Source organism: Candidatus Mycobacterium methanotrophicum (genome assembly GCF_023515995.1).
GTDB classification, from domain to species: domain Bacteria; phylum Actinomycetota; class Actinomycetes; order Mycobacteriales; family Mycobacteriaceae; genus Mycobacterium; species Mycobacterium methanotrophicum.
In genome coordinates, this window is the sequence record NZ_CP097320.1 from 3,717,105 (window position 1) to 3,738,692 (window position 21,588).

Here is a 21,588-nt window from a genome sequence, read left to right on the forward strand (position 1 = left end):
CAACATAGCGGCTTTCAGCCGAACAGGGGGAATGCGCGCTTGCGCGCCAGCGCATTCGTCCCGCGCTGAATGCTTTCTTGCACCTCGTGGTATTTGCGCTCGACGTAATCGTCGTCATCGGCGCGCTGCGGGGCATGGTCGAACTCGGCTGGCGGCATGAACCGGGTCCTGATCTTGGCCGGCAGCGGCAGCTGTGGCAGTGCAGCCGGGGCAATTCCCCAGGGCAGCGAGATGGCGAGTGGAAACACTTTGAGCCGCAACAGCCGGTCCAGCCGCAACGCCCGTCAAAGTCGGTCACACCCATTGCTAGGAAATACCGCCTGAAACCCGGGATGGCCATCAGCGCATCGTGAACGGTGCCGTGTAGTTGACGCTCTCGGCCAAACCGTCGCCACCATTGCAGGCCGACAGTCCAGGCATCCCAGACGAACGGTGCACCGGAGCGGATGCCGATCAGCAACACCGGCGGGTCTTGAATATTTTCCCAGCCGTCGATCTCCATCCGAAACCACTAGTCCACCAACGTATTCCAGAAGTACTTCTGGCGCTGCATCGTAGTCTCATCGAAGCCGCGAAGGTCCCATTCTCCTGCACGTTCGGCCACCCAGCCGCTCAGACCGCCCTGTTGTGCCCGACGCCGATCCTCCATTGCGCCCTGAGCCTGATCAGCCTGTTCACGCGCCTGCTGGCGTATATCGGCGGATCTGTGGTCGGTAGAACTCATGCTGGCCCCAATCGATTGCTGCGCGAAGCGATTCGAAAATGCGGCCTCCCCGCGTCGATGACGACGCGGGGAGGCCGACAATTTGGCTAGCGCCTACTCGAGGCTGGTGTTAGGAGTTGGTCCAGACGAGGATGTCCTGCACTCCGTCGTTGTACACCACCTGGGTGGGCGGTGGCCCGGTGACGTCGAAGTACAGCATGCCGCTTGCCTGGTTGCCCTGAGTGATCGGCGCCGGGCTCAGCCCGTTGGGAACCGGCACGCTGTTGATGACGTGGTACGTCGCGCCGTTCTCGGTGGTGCCGTTACCCACGGGCGGGGCGCCCGGAGGGACGTTGGCCGCAGGCCCGACGGTGGATCGGGCGCTGAAGTCGGTAACCATCGGCGTGACGGTCCCGCTATTCGCCTGCGCGGTGATGTCGGCTTGGTAGAGGTGGCCCTGTGGCGTATAGCCGGGGATGACCACGTTGGACGGGCGCAAGTTGCTCACCGTGTAGGCGGTTGAGAGATTACCGTCGTTGAGCTGCTCGCTGGTGCCGAATCCCTGGATGGTGGGAGGAGCGGCAACCGCGGTCGCCGCAGTGAAAAGGCCGGCTGTCGCGATTGCCGCAGCTCCAATCGCCGCCTTTGCCGTAGTCGGGGTGAACTTCACGCTAACTCCTCTCGTTTCGTGATGCTCGTTTCTTCTCTTCAGGCGATTGCCCACACCGGCCCCGGGCGGGCTCGCACGACCGTTTGCGATACCCATTCCCGTCAGCGTCAAAACCACACGCTCCCGTGCAGGCGTATTAGCTGGGGAAACACTCCCATAGGTGTTGGGAATGAATTAGACATGCGAAATTCTTCACCCTGCCGATAACCGGTAAAAGCTGCCGCGGGCGAACGGCAGGCCCGATTAGGCGCTGACCCGCCCGGGTAGCCGAAGACCGTTGCCGAGTTCGAACCAACCAGGAGGCAGGCGATGGCTCAGCACGTCGAGGTGGATCCAGGTCTATGGGAGGAGTTTCATCGTGTGGTCAACATGCCTTCCCGGGAGTTGAGGGAGTGGCTGCAGACGCACTCAGCCGGGGAAAGTACCGAGGCCCTGCCTGATCAGGCCGGCGCCCAGACTGGCCGTCGGGTGTTGCAGATTCTGCAGAAGCGTCTACGCGGCACGCTGCAGGGCAACCGCTCGATCCGGGCCGAGGAGTGGCGCGGCCCGGAGCCTCCGGCCGACGACGACCCGGATGTGCCCAACGCTGGGCCCACGACGCGGCAACCATGACAACCAAGCCAGCAGAGACGCCGCCATGATGCCACCCAGGACTTATTTCCGAATTCAGGCGGATCGTTTTGGTAGAGGGCTGACAGGTCTGCCCTTAGTCGCCGGTTGCGTTCGTCCGTAGCGGCCGGCTGTGAGGAAGGCGACGCGTCGGGCGATCTGCACCGTGTGATCAGCAAAGCGCTGATAGCACCCGCCCAGCAGGGTGACGTCCACAGCGACGGCTACCCCGTGTGCCCAGCGTTCGTCGACCAGTAGAGTTACCAGCTCGCGGTGCAGATTCTCCATGGCATCGCGACCGCGGCTGATGTGTGCTGCTAAGGCGGAGTCCCCGGACAACAACGTGTCGCGCGCGTCGCCGGCCAGCGACACCGCCAACGCGCCCATATCGGCTATGGGTTTGACCACCTGCGTCGGCACCGCTCGATCAGGATGCCGACGGCAAGCGATCCTTGCTACCTGCGTTGCCAATTCGCCCATCCGTTCTGCATCCACGGCAATCTGGACGGCGTCGACCACCGCACTCAGATTCGTGGCGACCGGGGCCGGCATTGACAGCAGCAAGTATGTGGTTTCGTGCGCACTCGAGCTCATCGCGGCGGTCTCGTCGTAGCCCGCAATGACAGCGTCGGCGATGCTGCGGTCCGCATCCAGTAAGGCGTACGTGGCGTCGTTCATTGCCTGGGCGGCCATCGCACACATCTCGGCAAGCTGCGCGGTAAGCGCCCCGAACTGGTACCGAAATGCGCTTTCCACCGCGCAGCTCAGCTTCCGAGATGCTGGCGCGGAGATGTCGTCGCGGCGACCTCTGCGCTTCCTCCGGCACCAAGGCGCGCAGCGGCGAAGTCCGCCCCTTTGTCTATCACACTCGCGTCAGAGATGTAGGTATCGTGCGCGGCGAAGTTGATCCCGTCCGAGCAGACCGGGTCCTCGGGGGCGCACACCTTGATCGTCTTGTCCTGATACAGCGGGCCGATGACAATCTGCGGTTGGCCGAGCAAGTTCATGGCCCGCACGTTGGGCGTTCCGAACAGCACCACCGCGGCGACGTGGTTGGCGATGTCGGGCGACAGCGGCTTCGGGATTGTCGCGGGATCGATGTCGGGTGGTATCGAATCGGGGACGGCAGGCGAGGTGACAAAGCCCATGACGGCGGCGCCTTGCGAGTAGCCGCCGAGCACCATCTTGGTGTTGGGGCAGCTGTTCGCCATCGAAACGATGTGGGAGCCGGCGTCGCGGATGCCGTCCATGCCGGTGGACCATTGGTCGCTGGCCGGGTAGTTGACCGGGTAGACGTTCATCGACCGTCCGCCCAACCGCGACTGCAGGCCGTCGACAAACGCCTGCCCCGTCGGACCGACGCCCGGCGGCTCACCGGTACCGCGAGCGAACACCACTTGGGTGGCGGGGCAAGGCTGAGCGGACGACGAGGGAGCGGCGGCGCCAAAAGCACCGAGGCTCAGCGCCGCCAATACCGTGAGACCAAAGGAACGAAGGAGGTTAAGTGTAGTCATGCGGCCGAGGTTCCCATCCGAGTTGCTGTACAAACAATGATTTTTCGAAGCCGGACGAACAGTTTCATATCGTAGGTGATGCGCCGGTGCGGGGCGCGTTGACGGAACGCGGGAAGCCTGACATCGCTCGGTCTTCCTGCGTCACGTCGTCCGTCCCTTTTGAGAAATCGGCTAATCGGCTCGGAAAAGTTTGGATTTGGCTGTCTTATGAGGCAGTCGACCCGCCGGCGCCCAGCGTGCGCTGGATGTCCGGTTTCATGGCGTTAAGCTGGGCACCCCAGTAGCCCCAACTGTGCACGCCGTTTTGGTCGATGTTGAACGTCGCGTTGTGGCCCCCGGCCGCGGTGTAGGCGTTTTGGAAGGCAACGTTGCTCTGCAGCACGGTTTCCTCGATGACCTGGCCCGGGACGCTGCCCTCACCGATTTCGGAGGGTGTGCCGTTGCCGCTGTAGATCCACAACCGAGTGTTGTTGGCGGCCAGTCGCCCGGCCTGCACGGTCGGGTCGTTGCGCTGCCAGCCGGGCCCGCCGTCGGGCCCCCACATGTCGTTGGGGTTGAAGCCGCCTTCGTCGTTCATCGCCAAGTGGATCAGCATCGGCCCACTGCCGCTCGAGGGAGTCAGGTACGCCGACAGTGAGCCGGCATAGGCGAACTGCCCCGGGTGGTAAGCGGCCAAGATCAACGCCGAGGATCCCGACATTGACACGCCGACCACGGCGTTGCGATTCGACCGCACTCCCCGACTCGATAGGTAGCCGGGCAGCTCGCTGGTCAAAAAAGTTTCCCACTTATAGGTTTGCCCGTTGGCCGGCCCGTACCAGTCTGTGTAGAAGCTGGAGCGGCCACCGACCGGCGCCACCACCGACATGCCCGAACCGGCGTAGGAGTCGAAGGCATTTGTTTCGATGTCCCAACCGCTCCGGTCGTCGCGGGCGCGCAGACCGTCGAGCAGGTAGACGGCCGGTGCGCCGCCACTTTGGAATTCCACGGTGATGTTATGGCCCATCGACGGCGAGGGCACTTGCAGGAATTCGGGCGCAGCCGCCTGCGCCCGTGGCGCAGCCGAAACCGCACTGATCAGTCCCGGCGTGGCGGCCGCCACAATTGCGGCGGTCAGCAACCGGCGCGCCCGGCGATAACTATTCACGGCCATCCCATATTGGCTCTTCAATTTTAAACGGGCAGTTGTGATTTCGCTCACATAGAGCGTGTCGCTGCATAAGGAGGCCCTTGGCCTTCCGAAGTCTGAAGTTGCGAATTACTCAGGCGAAGGAAGGAAGCCAAGGGCCGTGATCGACGGTACGACATTGTTGTTTGGGCTGCCAGGTGTACAGGTTGAGCGTGTCGAGCGCTGGGCAGATGGGACGCGGGTGGTGCACGTGGTGACCGCGAGCGAGACCGCGGCGGCGTGCCCGTCGTGCGGGGTGGTGTCCACCTCGGTGAAGGAGCGGGTGAGCGCCTCGCCGCGTGACATCCCCTACGGCGAAGACCGAATCATGCTGCGCTGGAACAAGACCCGGTGGCGCTGCCGGGAAGACTATTGCGAGAAGTCCTCGTTCACCGAGGCCATCGCGCAGGTGCCGCCGCGGGCGCGCACCACCGGGCGGTTGCGCGCCGCGATCGGTAAGGCGATCGGGGATGCGGCCCGCTCGGTGGCCGAGGTCGCTTCCGCCCATCAGGTGTCGTGGCCGACCGCCCACCGCGCCTTCGTCGCCCACGCCGAGGCGCTGCTGGCCGAGCCCGAGCCGGTCCGGGTGCTCGGCATCGACGAAACACGGCGCGGAAAGCCCCGCTGGCAGCGGTGCGCCACCACGGGCCGCTGGGTGCGGGTCGACCCGTGGGACACCGGGTTCGTCGATGTGGCCGGCGATCAGGGCCTGCTGGGGCAGCGCGAGGGCCGCACCGGCGCCGCGGTGATCGACTGGCTGCGCGAACGCAGCGAGGAGTTCCGCGCCGGGATCGAGTTCGTGGCGATCGACCCGGCGGCGGTCTACGCGGCGGCGATCCGCACGCCGGGGTTGTTGCCCAATGCGACGCTGGTGGTCGACCATTTCCATTTGGTCAAGCTCGGCAACGACGCGCTGACCAAGGTGCGCCGCCGCGTCACCTGGGACCTACGCGATCGTCGCGGCCGCACACTCGACCCCGAATGGGCCAACCGGCGCCGCCTGCTGCGTGCCCGGGAACGCCTGTCGGACAAGAGCTTCGCCAAAATGTGGAACGCGATCCTCGCCGAGGACAACACCGGCCAGATCCTCTCAGCGTGGATCGCCAAAGAAGAACTACGCACCCTGCTATCGACCGTGCGCGTCGGCGGCGATCCGCACCTGACCCGGCACCGGCTGCACCGCTTCCTGTGTTGGTGCATCGACTCCCAAATCCCCGAACTGCTCACCCTGGCCACCACCGTCGACACCTGGTGGTCCGAAATCAACGCCTTCATCACCACCGGCATCACCAACGCGGCCACCGAGGGCTACAACCGGCTGGTCAAACAGGTCAAACGGGCCGCCTGCGGATTCCGCAACACAGAAAACTCGGCCCGCCGGATACGCTTCCACTGCACCCGCAGACAGCGGGCCGCAACCCAGACTTCATGCTGATTGCCCGGTCAAAATCGAAGAGCCCCCATATTCCTTCCATTGCAGTGTCCAACCTGGCGTCATTGCCGCACCAGCGTGAGGTGGTGCTCGCGGCAAGGCGGTGCGGGATTTCGCGACAGTGCCGCGTCTACTGACGTTTTCTCAGTAATTTCCGCGTTGGAGAGTCGATAGTACGATCGCGGCGGCAACAACTGCGCCAATCCTGTTTGGACACAGGCGGATTCGACGGAGGCAGCGCCAACGCTGTTTGAGTTCGGCGTTGGCGCGTTCACCGATGGCACGCGCCGCGGTGAGCAGCATGTTGTAGCTCTGATTCTCCACGGCCAGGCCGCGGCCCTTGACCGGAGTGTGCACCCCGATCCCCGCTCCTTCGTAGCCCTTGTCGGCCAGCGTCGGCACCCCGTCGGCCGCGGACTTGTACAGCGCGCCCAGGCAGTGCGCGCGGGCGGCGGTGATGTCGTGCACGCTGCCCGGCTCGACCTCGCTCGACCACACCGGGAACCCGCCCGGGTCGGCCAGTATCTGCACATTGCCGCCCTGGGTTTTGTGCTTGCCCGAATACCACCGGTGATGGCCGGCCTCGTTGCGCTCGTCCACCCGGTCGATGGCGATCAGCGTCCCGTCCAGCGTCACGTGCGACCACTGTTCGGCCTTGGCCCGGTCGAGCACTTCGTGCAGGTCAGGAGCTTGTTCGGCGATCACGTCGATCGCCTCGTGCAGATAGCGGTAGCTGGTGGAGATCGGCAGCCCGGCCTCCATCGCCAACAACCGGATCGGGGCGTCGTCGCGGAACCACCGCAGCACCAGCTTGGCCTGCGTGCGCACCGTACCCGACCGCCGCCCGGCCCGCGTTCTGATCTCGCGCCGGTGAACGTGCAGCAGCGCGGTCACATGCAGCAGGGTTTCCTCCGGCACGTCGCAGATGGCAGAGTAGGTGAACACGTGGGGTCCTTTGCAGCGGAGCGGGTTTCCTCGTCGAAACCGAATCCTTGAGCAAGGACCCCACGCCCAGCCACTACGACACGCCTGAAACTCCAGTCACAACAAACTCACAAGCCCCAAGTGAGAAAACCTCACTGTCGGAAATATGAGCAGGACCGGACGCAGTCCGCACGCGGCAGCCGTTCGGGCAATTGCTGCGCGGTTGCTGACCAAATGCAAGTTGAAACCACGACGGCGGCATCGCTGCGCTTCTCGGGCGAGAATGGGAAATGCGCCGCACGCCAGGAACCGCAAACCGCGTACGTCGACAACGAAGGGACCCGGCGCGGTGGCGGCTGCTCCCATTTTGCTCAGCAGATGACTCCAGAAGTCTTCATTGCTGGCATCCACCTCGCCTGCCACAGAGACGATCACCGCTGAGCCGTCGCGGACGCTAGTGGCCCGTAATCCGGTGCTTCCACCGCGGAGCGGTCTGGGCTCACCGAAGCTCGACGGTGGTCTCGATGGTGGTGTGGAAACAGAAAGTCGACGAACAGGATTCATGGGCAGACTCCAGCATCAAACGGCACCAGCCGCGCGGTGAGTAAACATTCAGCCCCGACGTTGACCTGTGGTTCGACTTGTGTGATTGCGCCCCGCGGCGCCCCCGCCGGAATGGTTGGATTCGGTGGTGGCGGTCGGGCCGCTGTCGCGCCGCGGTCAGGCCGGGGCTGGGTCGGGTGGCATCCAGGGTTGGCCGATGATGGCCTCGCGCAACGCGCCGAAAGTGTTGCGGCCGTGCTTGGCCGCGGTGGACAGGTAGCCGCGGATGCGGTAGCGGTCTTCGGTGCGTTTCTCGCTGGTGAGCCGCCCGGAGATGTTCTGCTGGATCTTGGCCGGCCGCAGGTCGCGTTCGGCCTGGTTGGAGGTGGGCGGCACACGCAGGTCGAAGGCGAAGCGCAGCGTGTCGGCCTCGCGGTCGCGCAGGGTTTCCAGCAGCAGCCGAGCCTTGCGTTCGCCCGGACGGTCGCCGCCGCTGGTTGTCTCCGAAAGCCCTACCAGCACTCCGTGTTTGAACTCGCCGACAAGGTTGTCACGCACGGCGGGGTCGATGCCGTCGGCACCGGCGGCGCGGGCGAGGTTGGCCTGGTGGATCAGCGAGCGCAGCGCCCGAGCGACCTGGGGCGGCCATTCCGCGTCGGGGTAGACCTCGCCGGCATCGCCCAGATCCCGCCCGAGGTGCTGACAGCACAGCTGATGGGTGTGATCGCCGAGCGCGGCAGAGTCGTAGTTCTGGTAGCGGTCGTGCACGAGCACCGCGCCGTCCAGCTCGGTGATCACGGACCTCTTGAACGTGTCCAGATCCCGGTCGCCGACCAGATAACTGGTGCACCACTCGGTGCAGGCGACCAGCAGATACTTCTCGGCCTTCTTCCGGCCGAGCTTGGGGGTCCTGGGTCCGACCCGCAGCGGGGTCTCGTCGCAGCACACCGCGTACGCCAGGGTGATCAGGGCGCGGATCCGTTTGTCCACCTCGGCCAGCAACGCGGAGGCGCGCGCGAGCATGCCGTGCACGAACCCCACCGAGGGGGCGGCGCCGGTCAGCGAGTCCAGCAGCTCCACCACCCGGTGCGCGGGGATGAACTGCACCACCATCAGATACACCGCGAGAGCCTGCAGGTTCGGCCCGTACCCGACCGGCCCGGACCGGGCACCGTCGGGGCGGGTCGCGGTGTGCACCCGGCCGCAGCCGCACATCACCCGATGCTGGTCGTACTGGGTGATCCGCACTTCGATCGCGGGGATCTCGTGCTGCTGGTAGCGGTCCACGATCCCCAGATCCGCCGCCCCGGCCAGCTCCGCGCCGCACCCGCACCGCCCCTGCGGGAACCGGTCCACTCGCTCAGCCGGGCCGTCGGTCCAGGCCAGATGCGTCCCCGGGGCTCCGGGCTGCTTGCCCCTCTTCCGCCCCGACCCGCTCCGACGCTTCGGCTTCACCGGCGCCACGCGGCCTGGGGCATCGTCCTGCGACGGCGGCATCGACGAGTTGCCGCTGTTGCGCGAGAGCAGATGCTCCAGTCTGGCCAGCCTCGCCGCGGATTCCTCGTTGGCCGCGGCCAGTTCGGCGATCCGCGCGTCCTGTTCGGCGATCCGCGCCGCCTGGCCAGCGACGAGCGCGATCAGCTCCTCACGCGACATCTCCTCGGGCGCGGCCACTCCGAGATCACACCAGCCCCACCACCAACATCACCGGCGACACGCCGAGACCACACCAGCCACACCAGCACCGACAGTCACCACTGTCGCAGCGGCGCGTTCACACCCCTGACGTCGACGCGGCTGCCAATCAGCCAGCGCATCGACCACTGCACGAGCTTCCCTGATAGCCACAAACACCGACCATAGCTACGACCCGTAACGGCCTCGGCGCCACCACCCAGGCGCAGATGCCGCGACCTCACCGCCTCCGCGAAACGGCTGAATGTTTACCGCGGTGATGATGGCTGCCCTAAGTCTGAAGACAGACCGATAGTTGGCTATTTATAGCATAGAAAAGCCGCCGGCGTAAACCCGCCCGTTTGCATGTGTATTGAGCTGCTTACATACATTTTCCGGTCAGCAACCAGTTTGGCAGCAAATTTCAAGTTTACCCACAGCGGCGTCCAAGCAGCTGCTTTCACCGTCGATTTATCCGGCACCCGTTAGGTTAACTGCGCTAACAATCAGACGGGCGGCGAACCGTCGCCCGTCTGTCGCCCAGCCACTTTCGACGGTTCGGAGAAAGCCGAATCAGGCTGGCACCGAGTCTGTTTCGCGCCCCCAGGCCGATGCTTGGCCAGCGCGGCTGCGAACTCCTCAAAGAACTGGTCGGAAAGGTCGTCTTGGGCCGCGGTGGTCGACACGACGCCGGCGGCGGCCACCACATCCTGGCCGTCGGCGAGCGGCTGGTCGATCCCTGCTTTGCGGAGCAGGTCGATTCCCGCGCCGAACGCCGCCACCGCTTTGAGGTGCTTATAGGCTTCGGTGACGAAATGCACTGCGTACCCGTTCTTTTCCAGCGTCTCCATTGCATGTGGCCCACACGGCACCACGACCGCGTCGTAGAGCACCGACGCCACACTGGTGAATGACCGGTCGACGGCATTCTCACCCCCCGATCCACCGGAGAGGCTGCCGCCCGCGATCGGCGCCAGCACCTCCGGGATCGCGCCACGTTTACGCATCGCCTTGATGAACCGGTCAACGCCGCGCACGTCGACACCGTCGGCAGCCAGCACGGCGATCTTGCGGGTTTCAATGCTGTCGGTGGCGTATTCAGCTGCGACAGCGCCGGCGATGCGGGCAGCTTGTCGTCGACTGCCTTTCCCTGGGGCGCCGGTAAGCCGAGCTCGCCAGCGACCCGGGTTGCCAGGTCGTGGTCGACCAGGTTCAGTTGATCGACGACACGGGAACGGATTTCGACGGTTTCCACACGGCTGAGCTCGAAGGCGTAGGCGGCCACGATGTGTTTGGCTTCCACCGGGGACATGCTCTTCCAAAACATCCGCGCTTGACTCGTGCCCGGCATCGACTTCACCAACGATCGGCTGCTGCAGTTCCGCAACTTCTCCTACCTCGACACCCAGCTGATCCGCCTGGCCGGACCGAACTTCGCCCAGTTGCCGGTGAACCGGCCGGTCGCCGACGTTCACAACAACCAACACGACGGCTACAGCCAGATCGCCATTCCCAAGGGCCAGACCAGCTACTACAAGAACTCGTTGGGCGGGGGCTGCCCCGCTCTGGCCGAAGAGGGCGTCTTCCGGCACTACACGCAAAAGGTGGATGGCCACAAGATCCGGCAACGGGCCGAGAGCTTCAAGGACTACTACATGCGGTTGAGCACCATCTTGCCTACTCGACGGACTGGAACCTGTTCCTCGGGAATGATTTTCGTCGGGTCGAGTAGGTCGAAGGCAAACTCGAACTCGTCGCTCTCCGGCACCAGCTGCACGCCGAGTTCCCATTCGGGATACTGGCCGGCCTCGATTGAATCCCACAGGTCGCGCCGGTTGAAGTCGGGATCTTTGCCGGCGACTTTCTGGCAGTCGTCCCAAATCAACGAGTGCACACCCCGAGCCGCGGCTTCCAATGGAACTTTACGAACGTGCCCTCGCCGTCGGCGTTGACGAAGCGGAACGTTATGCACGCCAAAGCCTTCCATCATTCGGTAGCTGCGCGGCAGCGCCCGATCCGACATCAGCCACATAATCGTGTGCAGGGTTTCCGGCTGCAACGACGCGAAGTCCCACAGGGTGTCGTGCACCGATTGCGCCTGTGGAATTTCGTTGTGCGGTTCGGGTTTAACCGCATGCACGAAGTCGGGGAACTTAATACCGTCCTGGATGAAGAAAACCGGGAAGTTGTTGCCGAGACCCTGTAGTTGCCCTGCTCGGTGTAGAACTTGGTGGCGAAGCCCCGGACCTCGCGAACGGTGTCAGCCGATCCGCGGGAACCCGCGACGGTCGAGAACCGCACGAACACCGGTGTCTGCTTGCCGGGCGTGGTCAAGAACTTCACAACACCGACAAACGCCCTGGCCAGCACGGACGTGTCGGACCATCTGATCACCATCGACAGTCATGTAACCCAAATCAATGGATCAAGTGGTTGATAGGTTTCCGGTCACGGCGGGCGAAGATCACACCAGTTGAAAGTAGATCAGTTCAGATATTCAACGACGTCTTCCAGCGGGCGACGCGGAGTCGCCGGTAACGGGTCGGCGTTTACCGGTGCCCAGCCGATGCGCAGCAACATCTGGGGGAATCCGCTGATTCCGAAAACATCGTCCCGTACCGCGTCGCGTGTTTCGGTGATCTCTAGCGGTTCGGTGATTGGGCAGCTCGCAAGACCGAGTGCGGTTGCGCTCAGCAGCACCAGACTGCTGGCTTCGCCGGCGCGCAGCCAAGCCAGCGTGCTGTCGTCTTTGGTGCCTAACGCCAACACTGCGGCATTGTCGTCGACCGAGCCGGTGTCGGGGGGCTGCGCCAGTGCGGGACCGGCGAACAGTCGCGGCGGTACCGGCGCGCTCGGGTCGAGCTCGGGTGTATTGCGTGCCGGCACGCCGGCCAGCGACGCGTATCGTCCACTCCAGGTGGTGAGTTCGGTCATGTAATCGTGGTCCGTCGCGTGTCGCCGAACTGCTTGTGCCACGATATGTTGCAATCGAGGCAATGATTCGATTTGGCGCAACATCACTCCGGCACGCGCCGCGCGGGCACCCATCTGGGCGACGTAGTTGGCAGGCACGCTCCACGAGCTGTATTTGCGCCGGTCGGTGCGCCGCCGTGGGATCGCCGCCGCCAGCGTGATGTCAACCTCACTTGCCTGATGATGACGGTAAACCTCTATGGCCGCAAGGTGTTCGGGTTCGTCGGGGTTGGGTAGCCGGTGAACCTTCGACTGCCACCCGAGCGCCGCAAGCGCGACGACGCAGTGATGCAAGCCAATACCGCAGCTCAAAATGAGCTCGCGGCCGTCGGGGTCCGTGCTGGGTAGATGTAACCTGCGGTCGAGGTAGAGGTGCAGGCTGTCCGAACCCGCCCGCCACCGCCACGGCTGTGTGTTGTACACCGACGGCGCACGGATGGCCAGCGACAAGGCCGCGTGGACCGTGTTGCGATCCGGGAAGTGAACGCTCATCGGGTCACCCCTTTCTTGACTAACACAATGAACCCAGGGTCGCCCGGTAGGCATAGCAGCCGCTAGAGCCGAAAGACTCCGCTTCAGAGGACTTCCTGCCAGCCGCGGGCGCTTGACGGACGCCGCCGTCAGCCGAATAGCGGGACCAAAGATCGAATCTGCCTGCGCCCCCCTGTGTGACAGGGTTAGGTGAGACAGCAGCAGTAGCCGATCATCGCTACAGGGCGAGACAGGATCACCATTCTCCGTGACTATGACGATCGCATCCCTGCAGGGGTGCGCCGATACTGACCAAGTGGACAGCACGCCGGATCCGGGTGCTCGGGCTCGGCGACGCACGTTCACCGCCGAGTACAAGGCCCGCATCCTCGACGAGTACGACGCCCTGCCGGCCGGCTCGTGCGAGCGTGGTGCGTTGCTGCGCCGCGAAGGCCTGTACAGCTCGCACATCGCCGAATGGCGCAAGGCCCGTGATGCCGGTGCCCGTGCCGGGCTGACGCCCAAGGGCAAGTCGAAACGCACCGCTGAGCAGGTGGAGCTGGACAAGCTGCGGCGGCGCACCAAGCAATTGCAGGCCGAGCTGGACCGGACCAAGCTAGCCCTGGAGATCACGGGAAAAGCACACGCGCTCTTGGAGATGCTCTGCGAGAGCGCGGATTTCGAGCCGAAGTCGAAGCCGTGATCGGCGAGCACCTGCCCGCCCTGGAGTCGGCGACGTCCACCAAGCGGGCGTGTGAATTGCTGGGTGCATCACGGGCCACGCTCTATCGGCGCCGCAACCCAGCACCGCGGCCGGCGCCGCGGAGGCGGCCCGAGCCGCCGAACAAGCTCACCGAGGCCGAACGCCAGCAGATCCTGACGGTGCTGCGATCGGCCGAGTACTGCGACCTGGCGCCGGCGCAGGTGTGGGCGCGCCTGCTCGACGACGGCATCTACTTGTGCTCGATTCGCACCATGTACCGGCTTTTGGCCATTGCTGGGGAGAACCGGGAGCGGCGCCGTCAGCGCACCCACCCGGCGCGCAAGAAACCCGAGTTGATCGCCACCGCGCCGAACCAGGTTTGGTCGTGGGATATAACGAAACTGCAAGGGCCACAACGTGGTATCTTCTATCAGCTGTATGTGATCATCGACATCTTCTCGCGCTACGTCGTCGGTTGGACCCTCGCTGCCAGCGAGACCGGCGAGCTGGCCAAGCAGTTCATCGACGACACCTTGGCCCACCACGGCATCGAACCCGGTCAACTGGCTCTACATGCTGATCGCGGCACCTCGATGACCTCCAAGCCGGTCGCCCAACTGCTGATCGACCTGGGTGTGGACCGCAGCCACAGCCGCCCGCACGTGTCCAACGACAACCCCTACTCGGAGGCCAATTTCAAGACCCTCAAGTACTGCCCGGCGTTCCCGGGCCGGTTCGGCTCGATCGAAGACGCCCGCGCCTTCTGCAGCGCATTCTTCGATTACTACAACCATGAACATCGTCACAGCGGCGTCGCGCTACACACCGCGGCCTCGGTGCACTACGGCACTGCAACCCAGGTACAGGCCCAACGCGCCGCCACACTCGACGCGGCTTATGCCGCCAACCCCGCCAGGTTCCGGCATCGCCGGCCCACCCCGCCGAAACTGCCCACCATCGCCTGGATCAACCAGCCAACCCCCGAAGCACTCATCAAATCCGCGTAAGAAACTGTCTCACCGGCCTTGACATGTTCCGCCCACCTATGATTGACGCGCGACGATCACCGGCATCCTGGCGGAGTGAGCCACAGCGGCGCTGACCGACCCTAGCAACATGCCGGCGAATCCACCCCGTCCATGGCTGCCGACGACCACTAGTTGCGCCGATTCGGACTTTTTGATGAGGTGATACGTCGGATGGTCACATTCGACCACGCGCCGCACTGTCACGTCGGGGTAGCGCTGCTGCCAACCGGCTAGACGCTCGGCGAGGATCTCCTCTGCGGCCGGTTTCACCGCCGGCCAATCGATGGCGGGGAAATCGTTGACTGCGACGTCGCTCCAGACGTGCAGCGCGACGAGCTCGACGCCTCGCCATGACGCCTCCTGGAACGCGATCGCGGTGGCCAACTCCGATACCGGCGAACCGTCGACGCCAACGAGCACCGGGGCCTCAGCGGGATGAGGCATCAGCGGGTCCTCGTCGTGAATGACCGCAACCGGGCGGTGTGCATGGCGGATCAGGCTAGAGCTCACCGATCCCAACAAGCTGCGCGCGACGGGGCCTCGTCCCCGGGAACCGACGACGACCATCTGGGCTTCCTTGGATAAATCGACCAGGGTCGGAACGACGGGTGAGAACAACAGCTCGCTTTCGACCTGCGGTGGATCACCATCCGGAGTGGCGCTCCGCGCGATCTCGACGGCGTCGTCAAGGATCTTTTGCCCCTGCTCTACTTGCCATCGCGAGAAGGCCGTCGGCGCCGGCATTACCGGTAGGGTGGTCCTGATGGGCCGAACGGCATGCACGAGGGCGAGGCGAACATTGCGCATCGCGGCGTCGCGCGCCGCCCAATCGACGGCATACTTGGAGGCGGGTGATCCGTCGACGCCGACCACGATGCCTGGATGGCTTGTCGGAGCGGACATCTTTGTCTCCTCACAGGATCGACGAACTACGACGCATCATTGTGAATGGTTCGTGCGGCCGCCGTCGTCGTCGACGAGGGAGCGGATGTCCTTTTCCCACTGGACGTCGCGCATCCGGATGGCGTGGGCACGCACAACGCCTACGACTTGTGCGGCGGCGAGGACCACGATCAACCAGCCCACCACTGCCGCTGTTAGCGCGTCGGCGGTTGCCCGTTCGACCGGAGTTGGCCATCCGACGCGTTCGCCATGGTCATCGACCCAAATCGGCAACGGCTCACCGGTTTTGACAGCATAGTCCCAGCCGAGTACATCAGCGTGATCAACGCCGTTCAGCTGCCATCGGGCATGCACCGTGTAGGCCGTCGTTTCAGCTGAAACCGCTGGTTTGCTGTCGGCGACGGCGGTGGCCACCAGGGCATGGCGCGTCTGTGCCTGTTGACGGTAGTTCTGGGCCTCGGTGTCGTGAATGACCGTGCCCAGTACTCCCGCGCACGCGGCGGCGATGACAACCAGCAACACGGCCAGCGTGACGATTGCTGTTTCGATCCGATCGCTGATCCGGATCAACGGATTGCGGCTGAACAGCCGAAGAACCGGCCACGTCATCGGCCGGATTACGAAACTCTTCATGGCAACCTCAGTCCGGGCTATTTGCGGCGTTGCTTCGAGCATCGCAATTGAGAAGTCGCGCCCGTAGGGTCCAATGTCTCCTGGTGTTAGGCCCTATGGCCCCTGTGGGTCGGCCGGGTTCTGGATAGCGTCATCGATGTTCAGTCCCGGATCAGGAGCATTCAATGAGCAATGAAGAGCCACCCGGGCCGGTTGTCGTGGGCATCGACGGTTCGGATGCAGCGCTCGGAGCTGCCCAATGGGCAGTCAAGGAGGCGATCCATGTCGACCGCCACGATGATGGGACCACCTTGACCAGGGTTTAGCCAGCCTCATTGGGCCACCCGTTTGCCAGTTATGGGACCACCGGCGTGTCGCGCCGGCGGCCGCTCGATTACTGGGTCGGATCGCTTCGTGTCGATCGATGTGGGGGAGGTCCGCTGAATGTATCGGGAGGTTTCGGTGATCGAGGTACGTGAGCTGTTGCGGGTGTGGATGTCGGGGGCCGGCTTGCGCCGGGTGGGTGCGTTGGCCGGGGTGGACCGCAAGACCGCACGCGACTATACGAACGCGGCGGTGTTGGCGGGGCTGGACCGGGGCGGTGATCTGGATCAGCTCACCGACGAGTTGATCGGCGCGGTGATCGAGGCGGTGCGTCCGGGCCGGCCGGATGGCCACGGTGAGAGGTGGGAAGTGTTGCGCGCCAACCATGATCAGATCGTCAAGTGGGTGGAAGAAGATCTGACGGTGGTCAAGGTCTGCGATTTGTTAGCGCGTCGCGGCATCGTGGTGCCGCAGCGGACCCTGCACCGGTGCTGCACGCAGTGCACCGGCTATCGGGGCCGCGGGGCTGCTGGCACGGTGCCGGTGATCGACGGTGAGCCCGGCGTGGAGTGCCAGATCGACTTCGGGAAGATGGGCAAGATCTTCGACGCCGAATCGGGGCGTAACCGGGTGGTGCACGCGCTGATCTTCACCGCGGTCTACTCGCGGCACATGTTCGTGTGGCTGACGTTTAACCAGACGCTAGAAGCGATCATCGCCGGCTGCGAGGCGGCCTGGGCATTCTTCGGTGGCGTCTTCAAGGTGTTGATCCCCGATAACATGACACCTATTGTGCCCAAGGCGGATTCGGCCGATCCGCAGTTCAGTGTGGGATGGACGGAGTACTCGCAGACCCGCGGATTTTTCACCGACCCGGCCAGGGTGGCCCACCCGTGCGACAAGCCGCGAGTGGAACGCATGGTGCAGTATGTGCGCGGCAACTTTTTCGCCGGTGAAGATTTCACCGATCTGGCCGACGCCCAGGCCCGAGCGCAAGCGTGGTGTGCCGATAAGGCCGGCCAGCGTATCCACGGCACCACCTGCGCCCAACCGGCGGTGGTGTTCGCCGAGTGTGAGGCCGCGCTGCTGCTGCCCGCCCCGGTAGCGGTCTACCAGGTGCCGATCTACGCCCAAGCCAAGGTCCACCGCGACTACCACATTCAGGTCGGCCGGGCCTTGTATTCAATCCCTGAGCACCTTCGGGGGCAAACTGTTTCGGTTCGCGCCGACGGGGAGTTGGTCAAGGCGTTCCACCGCGGAAAGCTGGTCAAGACCCATCCCCGCCAGCCCGCCGGCGGACGTTGCACCGACCCGGCTGATCTGCCCGCCGACAAGACCGGCTACGCGATGCGGGATTTGACCCGGCTGATCACCACCGCCGCCGGCCACGGACCCGATATCGGCATCGACGCCGAACGCCTGCTCGACCACCAGCCGCCCTGGACGCGGATGCGGCAGGTGTATCGGCTGTTGGGGCTGGTCAAACGCTACGGCCCGGCCCCGGCGAATACCGCAGCCCGGCCAGAAACAGACCGGACCCGATGGCCGTCATCGACGGCGGCGCCACCCCCGCCAGCGGCGGCGAGAGCCGGGGGCGGTGATCATCATGGCGACCAAACCCGTTGTCACCGGCCCGATCTCGACTGACCTTAAGCGTGCGATGCGCCAGCTCAAACTCGGGCGGATGCTCGACACCCTGCCCGAGCGGCTCACCCTGGCCCACCAGCAGCACCTATCGCACGCGGCGTTTTTGGAGCTGGTCCTCGCCGATGAGGCTCACCGCCGAGACACCAGCTCAGCCGCCCGCCGCGCCCGCGAAGCAGGCCTGGATGCGGCCATGCGCCCCGACTCCTGGGACGAGTCCGCCGCGGTGCGCTACGACCGCGCCCTGCGGACCGACCTGACCAGCCTGCGGTTTCTCGACGGCCCGCACGGCGCCCTGCCGCTCGGGCCGGTCGGGGTAGGAAAAACTCACCTGGCCACCACGCTCGGGCACATCGCCGTGCGCCGGCGCATCCCCACCTTGATGCTGCGTGCTGATGCAATGTTCAAGCGGCTCAAAGCATCCCGCCTTGACAACAGCACCGAAGCCCAGATGCGCCGCCTGGCCCAAATCCGGCTGCTGCTAATCGACGACTTCGCACCGAAGCCCATGGACGTCACCGCGACCGCCGACTTCTACGAGCTGGTCGTAGCCCGCCACCAACGCGGCTCGACCGTGCTCACCTCCAACCGCAGCCCCGATGAATGGCTGGCCGTCATGACTGACCCGCTGCTCGCCCAATCGGCCATCGACAGGATTACCTCGACAGCGCACGAACTGATCATCGAGGGCCAGTCCTACCGGCGCCGCCAAAAGCCCTCAGTTGACACCAGCCCCAACGACCGCCGATCATCCCCAATAAGCCAAACAGGCGGTCCATAGTTGCTGGCCAACCGGTGGTCCCATCCTCATGGCAAATGACACGATCCATCAAGACGTTCCGCTCCGGCTCGTCCACGTCATCCCGGTGGCCGGCCAGTCGATCGCTTCGCCGAGCGCTTATCCAGCCGAGGAAGACTTTGCCGAGTGTTCGTTGCGGGCTGCGTGTTTGGTGGTGGAGACGACTGGTCTACCGGTGAAGATCGACACCGCGGTGCGGCATGGAGACGTCGATTCTGTGCTGATCGCCGAGTCGAACGGCGCGACCATGATCTGCGTCGGATCGCTGGGGATCGGTCGAATGGCCCGCGGGGTGCTCGGATCGACCGCGGCGACACTTGCCGAGCAGGCCGCATGCCCGGTGGCGATCATCCGCCGCACTGAGGACGGGCCGCTGTCGGAGGCCGGTTTCATCGCGGTCGTCGTCGATGATCAGCCCGGCAACGACCAGGTCGTGCAATGGGCCATGGAAGAGGCCCGGGTGCGGCGAGCTCCTGTGCTCGCGCTGGGCATCGGGCAGTGGGCGCACTTCGAGATCGACAATGAAAAGTTCCACCGGCGCATTGACCACTGGTTGCGGCGGTATCCTGACGTGGAGGTCGAAGTCGTAAGCACGCGTTTGAGTTTGGCCCGATGCCTGGAAACCCGCACCGGGACAGTTCAACTGGTGGTTATCGATCACGAGGATGCCAACCGGGTAGTGCAACTGCTGGGCCCGCACAGCCCGCCAATCCTTCCTCACGCCGACTGCTCTGTGCTCGTCGTACGGGATAGACACCAATGACCGCCCTCTCAGCGTCACGTCAGCACTGTGTCTGGCACACCCGAGAGACATCGCACGAACTGGTCGAGGTGCCTCGATGCCATCTGTGAGTATCGCGCCAAGCCCGTCACCACGATCAGGCCATCCTCGGTCAGGACGCGCAAGGCTTTTGCGACTGTGGCAAGCCGGCACTCGGCACAGGCGATCTGTCGACGGCGGCGAAGATTCCGGATGAGTTACCGGGAGCGGACATTTGGATCTCATCGGAGCGCCGACCGGCGTTCAACAAAGCTGATCATTGTGAATGGTTGGCGCTCCCGCCGTCGTTGCCGACATGGTAGCGAATGTCCTGCTCCCGCTGCGTGTCTCGCATACGGATCTCGTGGGTACGGCTGCGCGCCCTACCGAGAGCTAGGGCAACGGAGCGGACCACCGTAGCAGCGTCCCCCCGGTTGGAAGGCTGTCAACGGTGAATCTGCCGCCTACCTGTTGAGCGCGTTGAAGCAAGTTCGTCAGGCCGCTGCCGGTGACGTGTTCGGGGATGCCCCGCCCGTCGTCGACCACTTCGATGCACACCTCATCCTCGACTTTGACGGTGACGGCAAGCGTGGTGGCGTTGGCGTGGCGCGCGGCGTTGCTGACTGCTTCACGCACAACGGCTTCGGCATGATCGGCCAGGCCCGCGTCAACCACCGAGAGTGGTCCGATGAACTGCGTGGTAATGCGTAGCTTCCCGTCCGAGAATTGGGCGATCGCTTCGTCTAGTCGTTGACGCAGCCGCGTCGCGCTGCCAGCTGGCCCATGGAGATCGAAGATCGTCGTCCGGATTTCTTGAATGACCGCTTGAAGGTCGTCGACGTACTCCGACAGTCGTTGTTGTACTTCGGGCGACCTGGCCCGCGGGATTGTTCCCTGCAGGGCGAGCCCGACGGCGAACAAGCGCTGGATGACGTGGTCGTGCAAATCTCGAGCGATGCGGTCACGGTCGGCAACGACATCGAGTTCGCGGGCCAAGCGCTGTGCGGTGGCCAGCCGCCAGGCCAGTGCGGCTTGGTCGGCGAAGGCGGCCATCATGTCTTCTTCGTCTTGGCTGAATGGCGTTGCACCGTCGTGCCGGAAGGCGACCAGCACACCGGCGACCTTGTCGGCGGCGCGAAGAGGCAGCGCCAGCGCAGGACCGGGGCGCATCTCCAGGACGCCGATCTCGAGGTTGTCGAATCGCCGCGGTCTGCGGTCCCGAAAAGCCTCTCCGACCGGTGTCCCGCTGACCGGTATAACCTGCGCCTCAGTCAACGCGGGCAGCTCACCGGCCACCTCGGCCACCAGCAGTTCACCAACGTCGGAAGACGGCATTTCGTAGTCGGCCGGCACTGCCACCAAAGCCGCTTGGGCGTCGGTCAATTTCATCGCTTCCTCGGCGATGAGCTGGAAGACCATCGCCGGGTCGGAACCGGACAGCAGCTTGGTGGCGATATCGCGGGTCGCCGCGATCCAGGATTGACGAGCCCTGGATTGTTCATACAGCCGGGCATTCTCGATCGCGATCCCCGCAGCGGCAGCCAGGGCTTTAACGAGCACCTCGTCGTCCCCGGTGAATGGTTGCCCGTTGGTTTTCTCCGTCAAATACAGGTTGCCGAACACCTCGCTGCGGATGCGGACGGGCACACCGAGGAACGCTCGCATCGGCGGGTGGTTCGGGGGAAATCCCACCGACGCCGGATGCTGCGCGATGTCGTCCAACCGGATCGGCTTCGGATCGTCGATCAACAACCCCAGCACACCGCGGCCCTCGGGCAAGTGCCCGATCTGCTCGCGCATCTTTTCATCGATTCCCTCGTAGATGAACGCCACCAGGTCGTGCCCTTCCCCCCGCACACCCAGCGCCCCGTACCGAGCATCGACCAACTCGATGGCGGTGTGCACAATGGTGCGCAGCGTAGTGTCCAAGTCGAGGTCCGATGTGACCACCAGCATCGCCTCGACCAGCCCGTCAAGGCGGTCACGCCCCTCGACGATCTGCGTGACGCGTTCTTGGACCTCGGCCAGCAACTCCCGCAGCCGCAGCTGCGGCAACGTGTCCCGTAGCGGATGCGGGCCACCGACGGGCTCAACTGGTCCGGTCACACGACCATGGTGGCACGCGGCACGTCCC

17 protein-coding genes and 5 pseudogenes are annotated in these 21,588 nt (G+C 64.6%); 8 read left to right on the forward strand and 14 right to left on the reverse strand.

Annotation, left to right across the window (positions count from 1 at the left end; all coding sequences use genetic code 11):
* Positions 1-14: 14 nt before the first annotated feature.
* Positions 15-724, reverse strand: a pseudogene (locus tag M5I08_RS19415) (lysophospholipid acyltransferase family protein).
* Between the two features lie 109 nt (positions 725-833).
* Positions 834-1,373, reverse strand: a complete 540-nt coding sequence (locus tag M5I08_RS19420; RefSeq protein WP_249762909.1) for an MPT63 family protein — start codon at positions 1,371-1,373, stop codon at positions 834-836.
* 369 nt (positions 1,374-1,742) lie between these two features.
* Between M5I08_RS19420 and M5I08_RS27020 the strand changes: the two are divergent.
* A pseudogene (locus tag M5I08_RS27020) lies at positions 1,743-1,808 on the forward strand (hypothetical protein); the annotation flags it as partial.
* Between the two features lie 231 nt (positions 1,809-2,039).
* On the opposite strand, the gene M5I08_RS19430 reads toward M5I08_RS27020, so the two are convergent.
* The 3 genes from M5I08_RS19430 to M5I08_RS19440 form a co-directional block, all read right to left on the reverse strand.
* Complete coding sequence (locus M5I08_RS19430) at positions 2,040-2,738, reverse strand: PhoU domain-containing protein (RefSeq protein ID WP_219065554.1); 699 nt, start codon at positions 2,736-2,738, stop codon at positions 2,040-2,042.
* An 8-nt stretch (positions 2,739-2,746) separates the two neighbouring features.
* On the reverse strand, positions 2,747-3,496 hold the full coding sequence (locus M5I08_RS19435) for a cutinase family protein (RefSeq protein ID WP_219065555.1): 750 nt from the start codon (positions 3,494-3,496) through the stop codon (positions 2,747-2,749).
* Between the two features lie 205 nt (positions 3,497-3,701).
* A complete protein-coding gene (locus M5I08_RS19440) occupies positions 3,702-4,649 on the reverse strand; it encodes an esterase family protein (protein WP_219065556.1) in 948 nt (315 codons plus the stop codon).
* Positions 4,650-4,710: 61 nt separating this feature from the next.
* Between M5I08_RS19440 and M5I08_RS19445 the strand changes: the two genes are divergently transcribed.
* Positions 4,711-6,099, forward strand: coding sequence for an ISL3 family transposase (locus M5I08_RS19445; protein ID WP_249763296.1), 1,389 nt, complete (start codon positions 4,711-4,713; stop codon positions 6,097-6,099).
* A gap of 141 nt (positions 6,100-6,240) precedes the next feature.
* On the opposite strand, the gene M5I08_RS19450 is transcribed toward M5I08_RS19445, so the two are convergent.
* The 4 genes and pseudogenes from M5I08_RS19450 to M5I08_RS27025 all read right to left on the reverse strand — a co-directional run.
* Positions 6,241-7,041: a transposase family protein gene (locus M5I08_RS19450; protein ID WP_249762910.1), complete on the reverse strand. Its 801-nt coding sequence runs from the start codon at positions 7,039-7,041 to the stop codon at positions 6,241-6,243.
* A 96-nt stretch (positions 7,042-7,137) separates the two neighbouring features.
* Entirely contained in the window at positions 7,138-7,584 is a 447-nt protein-coding gene (locus M5I08_RS19455; protein ID WP_219070949.1) for an anti-sigma factor antagonist, read from the reverse strand.
* A 156-nt stretch (positions 7,585-7,740) separates the two neighbouring features.
* Positions 7,741-9,237 (reverse strand): IS66 family transposase, encoded by a 1,497-nt coding sequence (gene tnpC, locus M5I08_RS19460; RefSeq protein ID WP_249762911.1) that lies wholly within the window; start codon positions 9,235-9,237, stop codon positions 7,741-7,743.
* A 573-nt stretch (positions 9,238-9,810) separates the two neighbouring features.
* Positions 9,811-10,580 (reverse strand): annotated as a pseudogene (locus tag M5I08_RS27025) (catalase-related domain-containing protein); the annotation flags it as partial.
* On the opposite strand from M5I08_RS27025, the pseudogene M5I08_RS27030 reads away from it, so the two are divergent.
* Positions 10,578-10,724: pseudogene (locus M5I08_RS27030) on the forward strand (catalase); the annotation flags it as partial. The pseudogenes M5I08_RS27025 and M5I08_RS27030 sit on opposite strands and share 3 nt — an antisense overlap.
* Before the next feature lie 164 nt (positions 10,725-10,888).
* Here M5I08_RS27030 and M5I08_RS19480 read toward each other — a convergent pair.
* Positions 10,889-11,634 (reverse strand): annotated as a pseudogene (locus tag M5I08_RS19480) (catalase).
* Positions 11,635-11,721: 87 nt separating this feature from the next.
* Complete coding sequence (locus tag M5I08_RS19490) at positions 11,722-12,702, reverse strand: Acg family FMN-binding oxidoreductase (RefSeq protein ID WP_219070827.1); 981 nt, start codon at positions 12,700-12,702, stop codon at positions 11,722-11,724.
* Positions 12,703-12,955: 253 nt separating this feature from the next.
* Between M5I08_RS19490 and M5I08_RS19500 the strand changes: the two genes are divergently transcribed.
* Positions 12,956-14,391 (forward strand): IS3 family transposase gene (locus tag M5I08_RS19500; protein ID WP_370328484.1). Its coding sequence is split into 2 segments (ribosomal slippage): positions 12,956-13,316 and positions 13,316-14,391, totalling 1,437 coding nucleotides; the frame shifts between segments, so codons are not numbered across the junction.
* 36 nt (positions 14,392-14,427) lie between these two features.
* Here the strand turns inward: M5I08_RS19500 and M5I08_RS19505 are convergent.
* Positions 14,428-15,315: a universal stress protein gene (locus M5I08_RS19505; protein WP_219068932.1), complete on the reverse strand. Its 888-nt coding sequence runs from the start codon at positions 15,313-15,315 to the stop codon at positions 14,428-14,430.
* 36 nt (positions 15,316-15,351) lie between these two features.
* Positions 15,352-15,948, reverse strand: coding sequence for an Rv1733c family protein (locus M5I08_RS19510; protein WP_219068930.1), 597 nt, complete (start codon positions 15,946-15,948; stop codon positions 15,352-15,354).
* A gap of 164 nt (positions 15,949-16,112) precedes the next feature.
* On the opposite strand from M5I08_RS19510, the gene M5I08_RS19515 reads away from it, so the two are divergent.
* The 4 genes from M5I08_RS19515 to M5I08_RS19530 all read left to right on the forward strand — a co-directional run bounded on the left by M5I08_RS19515 (position 16,113) and on the right by M5I08_RS19530 (position 19,457).
* Positions 16,113-16,253: a hypothetical protein gene (locus M5I08_RS19515; protein ID WP_219068929.1), complete on the forward strand. Its 141-nt coding sequence runs from the start codon at positions 16,113-16,115 to the stop codon at positions 16,251-16,253.
* 118 nt (positions 16,254-16,371) lie between these two features.
* Positions 16,372-17,898 carry a Mu transposase domain-containing protein gene (locus M5I08_RS19520; protein WP_219068927.1) on the forward strand — a complete coding sequence of 509 codons (1,527 nt, stop codon included), beginning with the start codon at positions 16,372-16,374 and terminating at the stop codon, positions 17,896-17,898.
* Positions 17,858-18,676, forward strand: coding sequence for an ATP-binding protein (locus tag M5I08_RS19525; protein ID WP_219068925.1), 819 nt, complete (start codon positions 17,858-17,860; stop codon positions 18,674-18,676). The genes M5I08_RS19520 and M5I08_RS19525 overlap by 41 nt, the downstream gene beginning before the upstream one ends.
* A 28-nt stretch (positions 18,677-18,704) precedes the next feature.
* The gene (locus tag M5I08_RS19530) at positions 18,705-19,457 is read left to right on the forward strand and encodes a universal stress protein (RefSeq protein ID WP_219068923.1); all 753 of its coding nucleotides are present in this window, start codon (positions 18,705-18,707) and stop codon (positions 19,455-19,457) included.
* 390 nt (positions 19,458-19,847) lie between these two features.
* On the opposite strand, the gene M5I08_RS19535 is transcribed toward M5I08_RS19530, so the two are convergent.
* On the reverse strand, positions 19,848-21,560 hold the full coding sequence (locus M5I08_RS19535; RefSeq protein WP_219068922.1) for a GAF domain-containing sensor histidine kinase: 1,713 nt from the start codon (positions 21,558-21,560) through the stop codon (positions 19,848-19,850).
* Positions 21,561-21,588 lie beyond the last annotated feature (28 nt).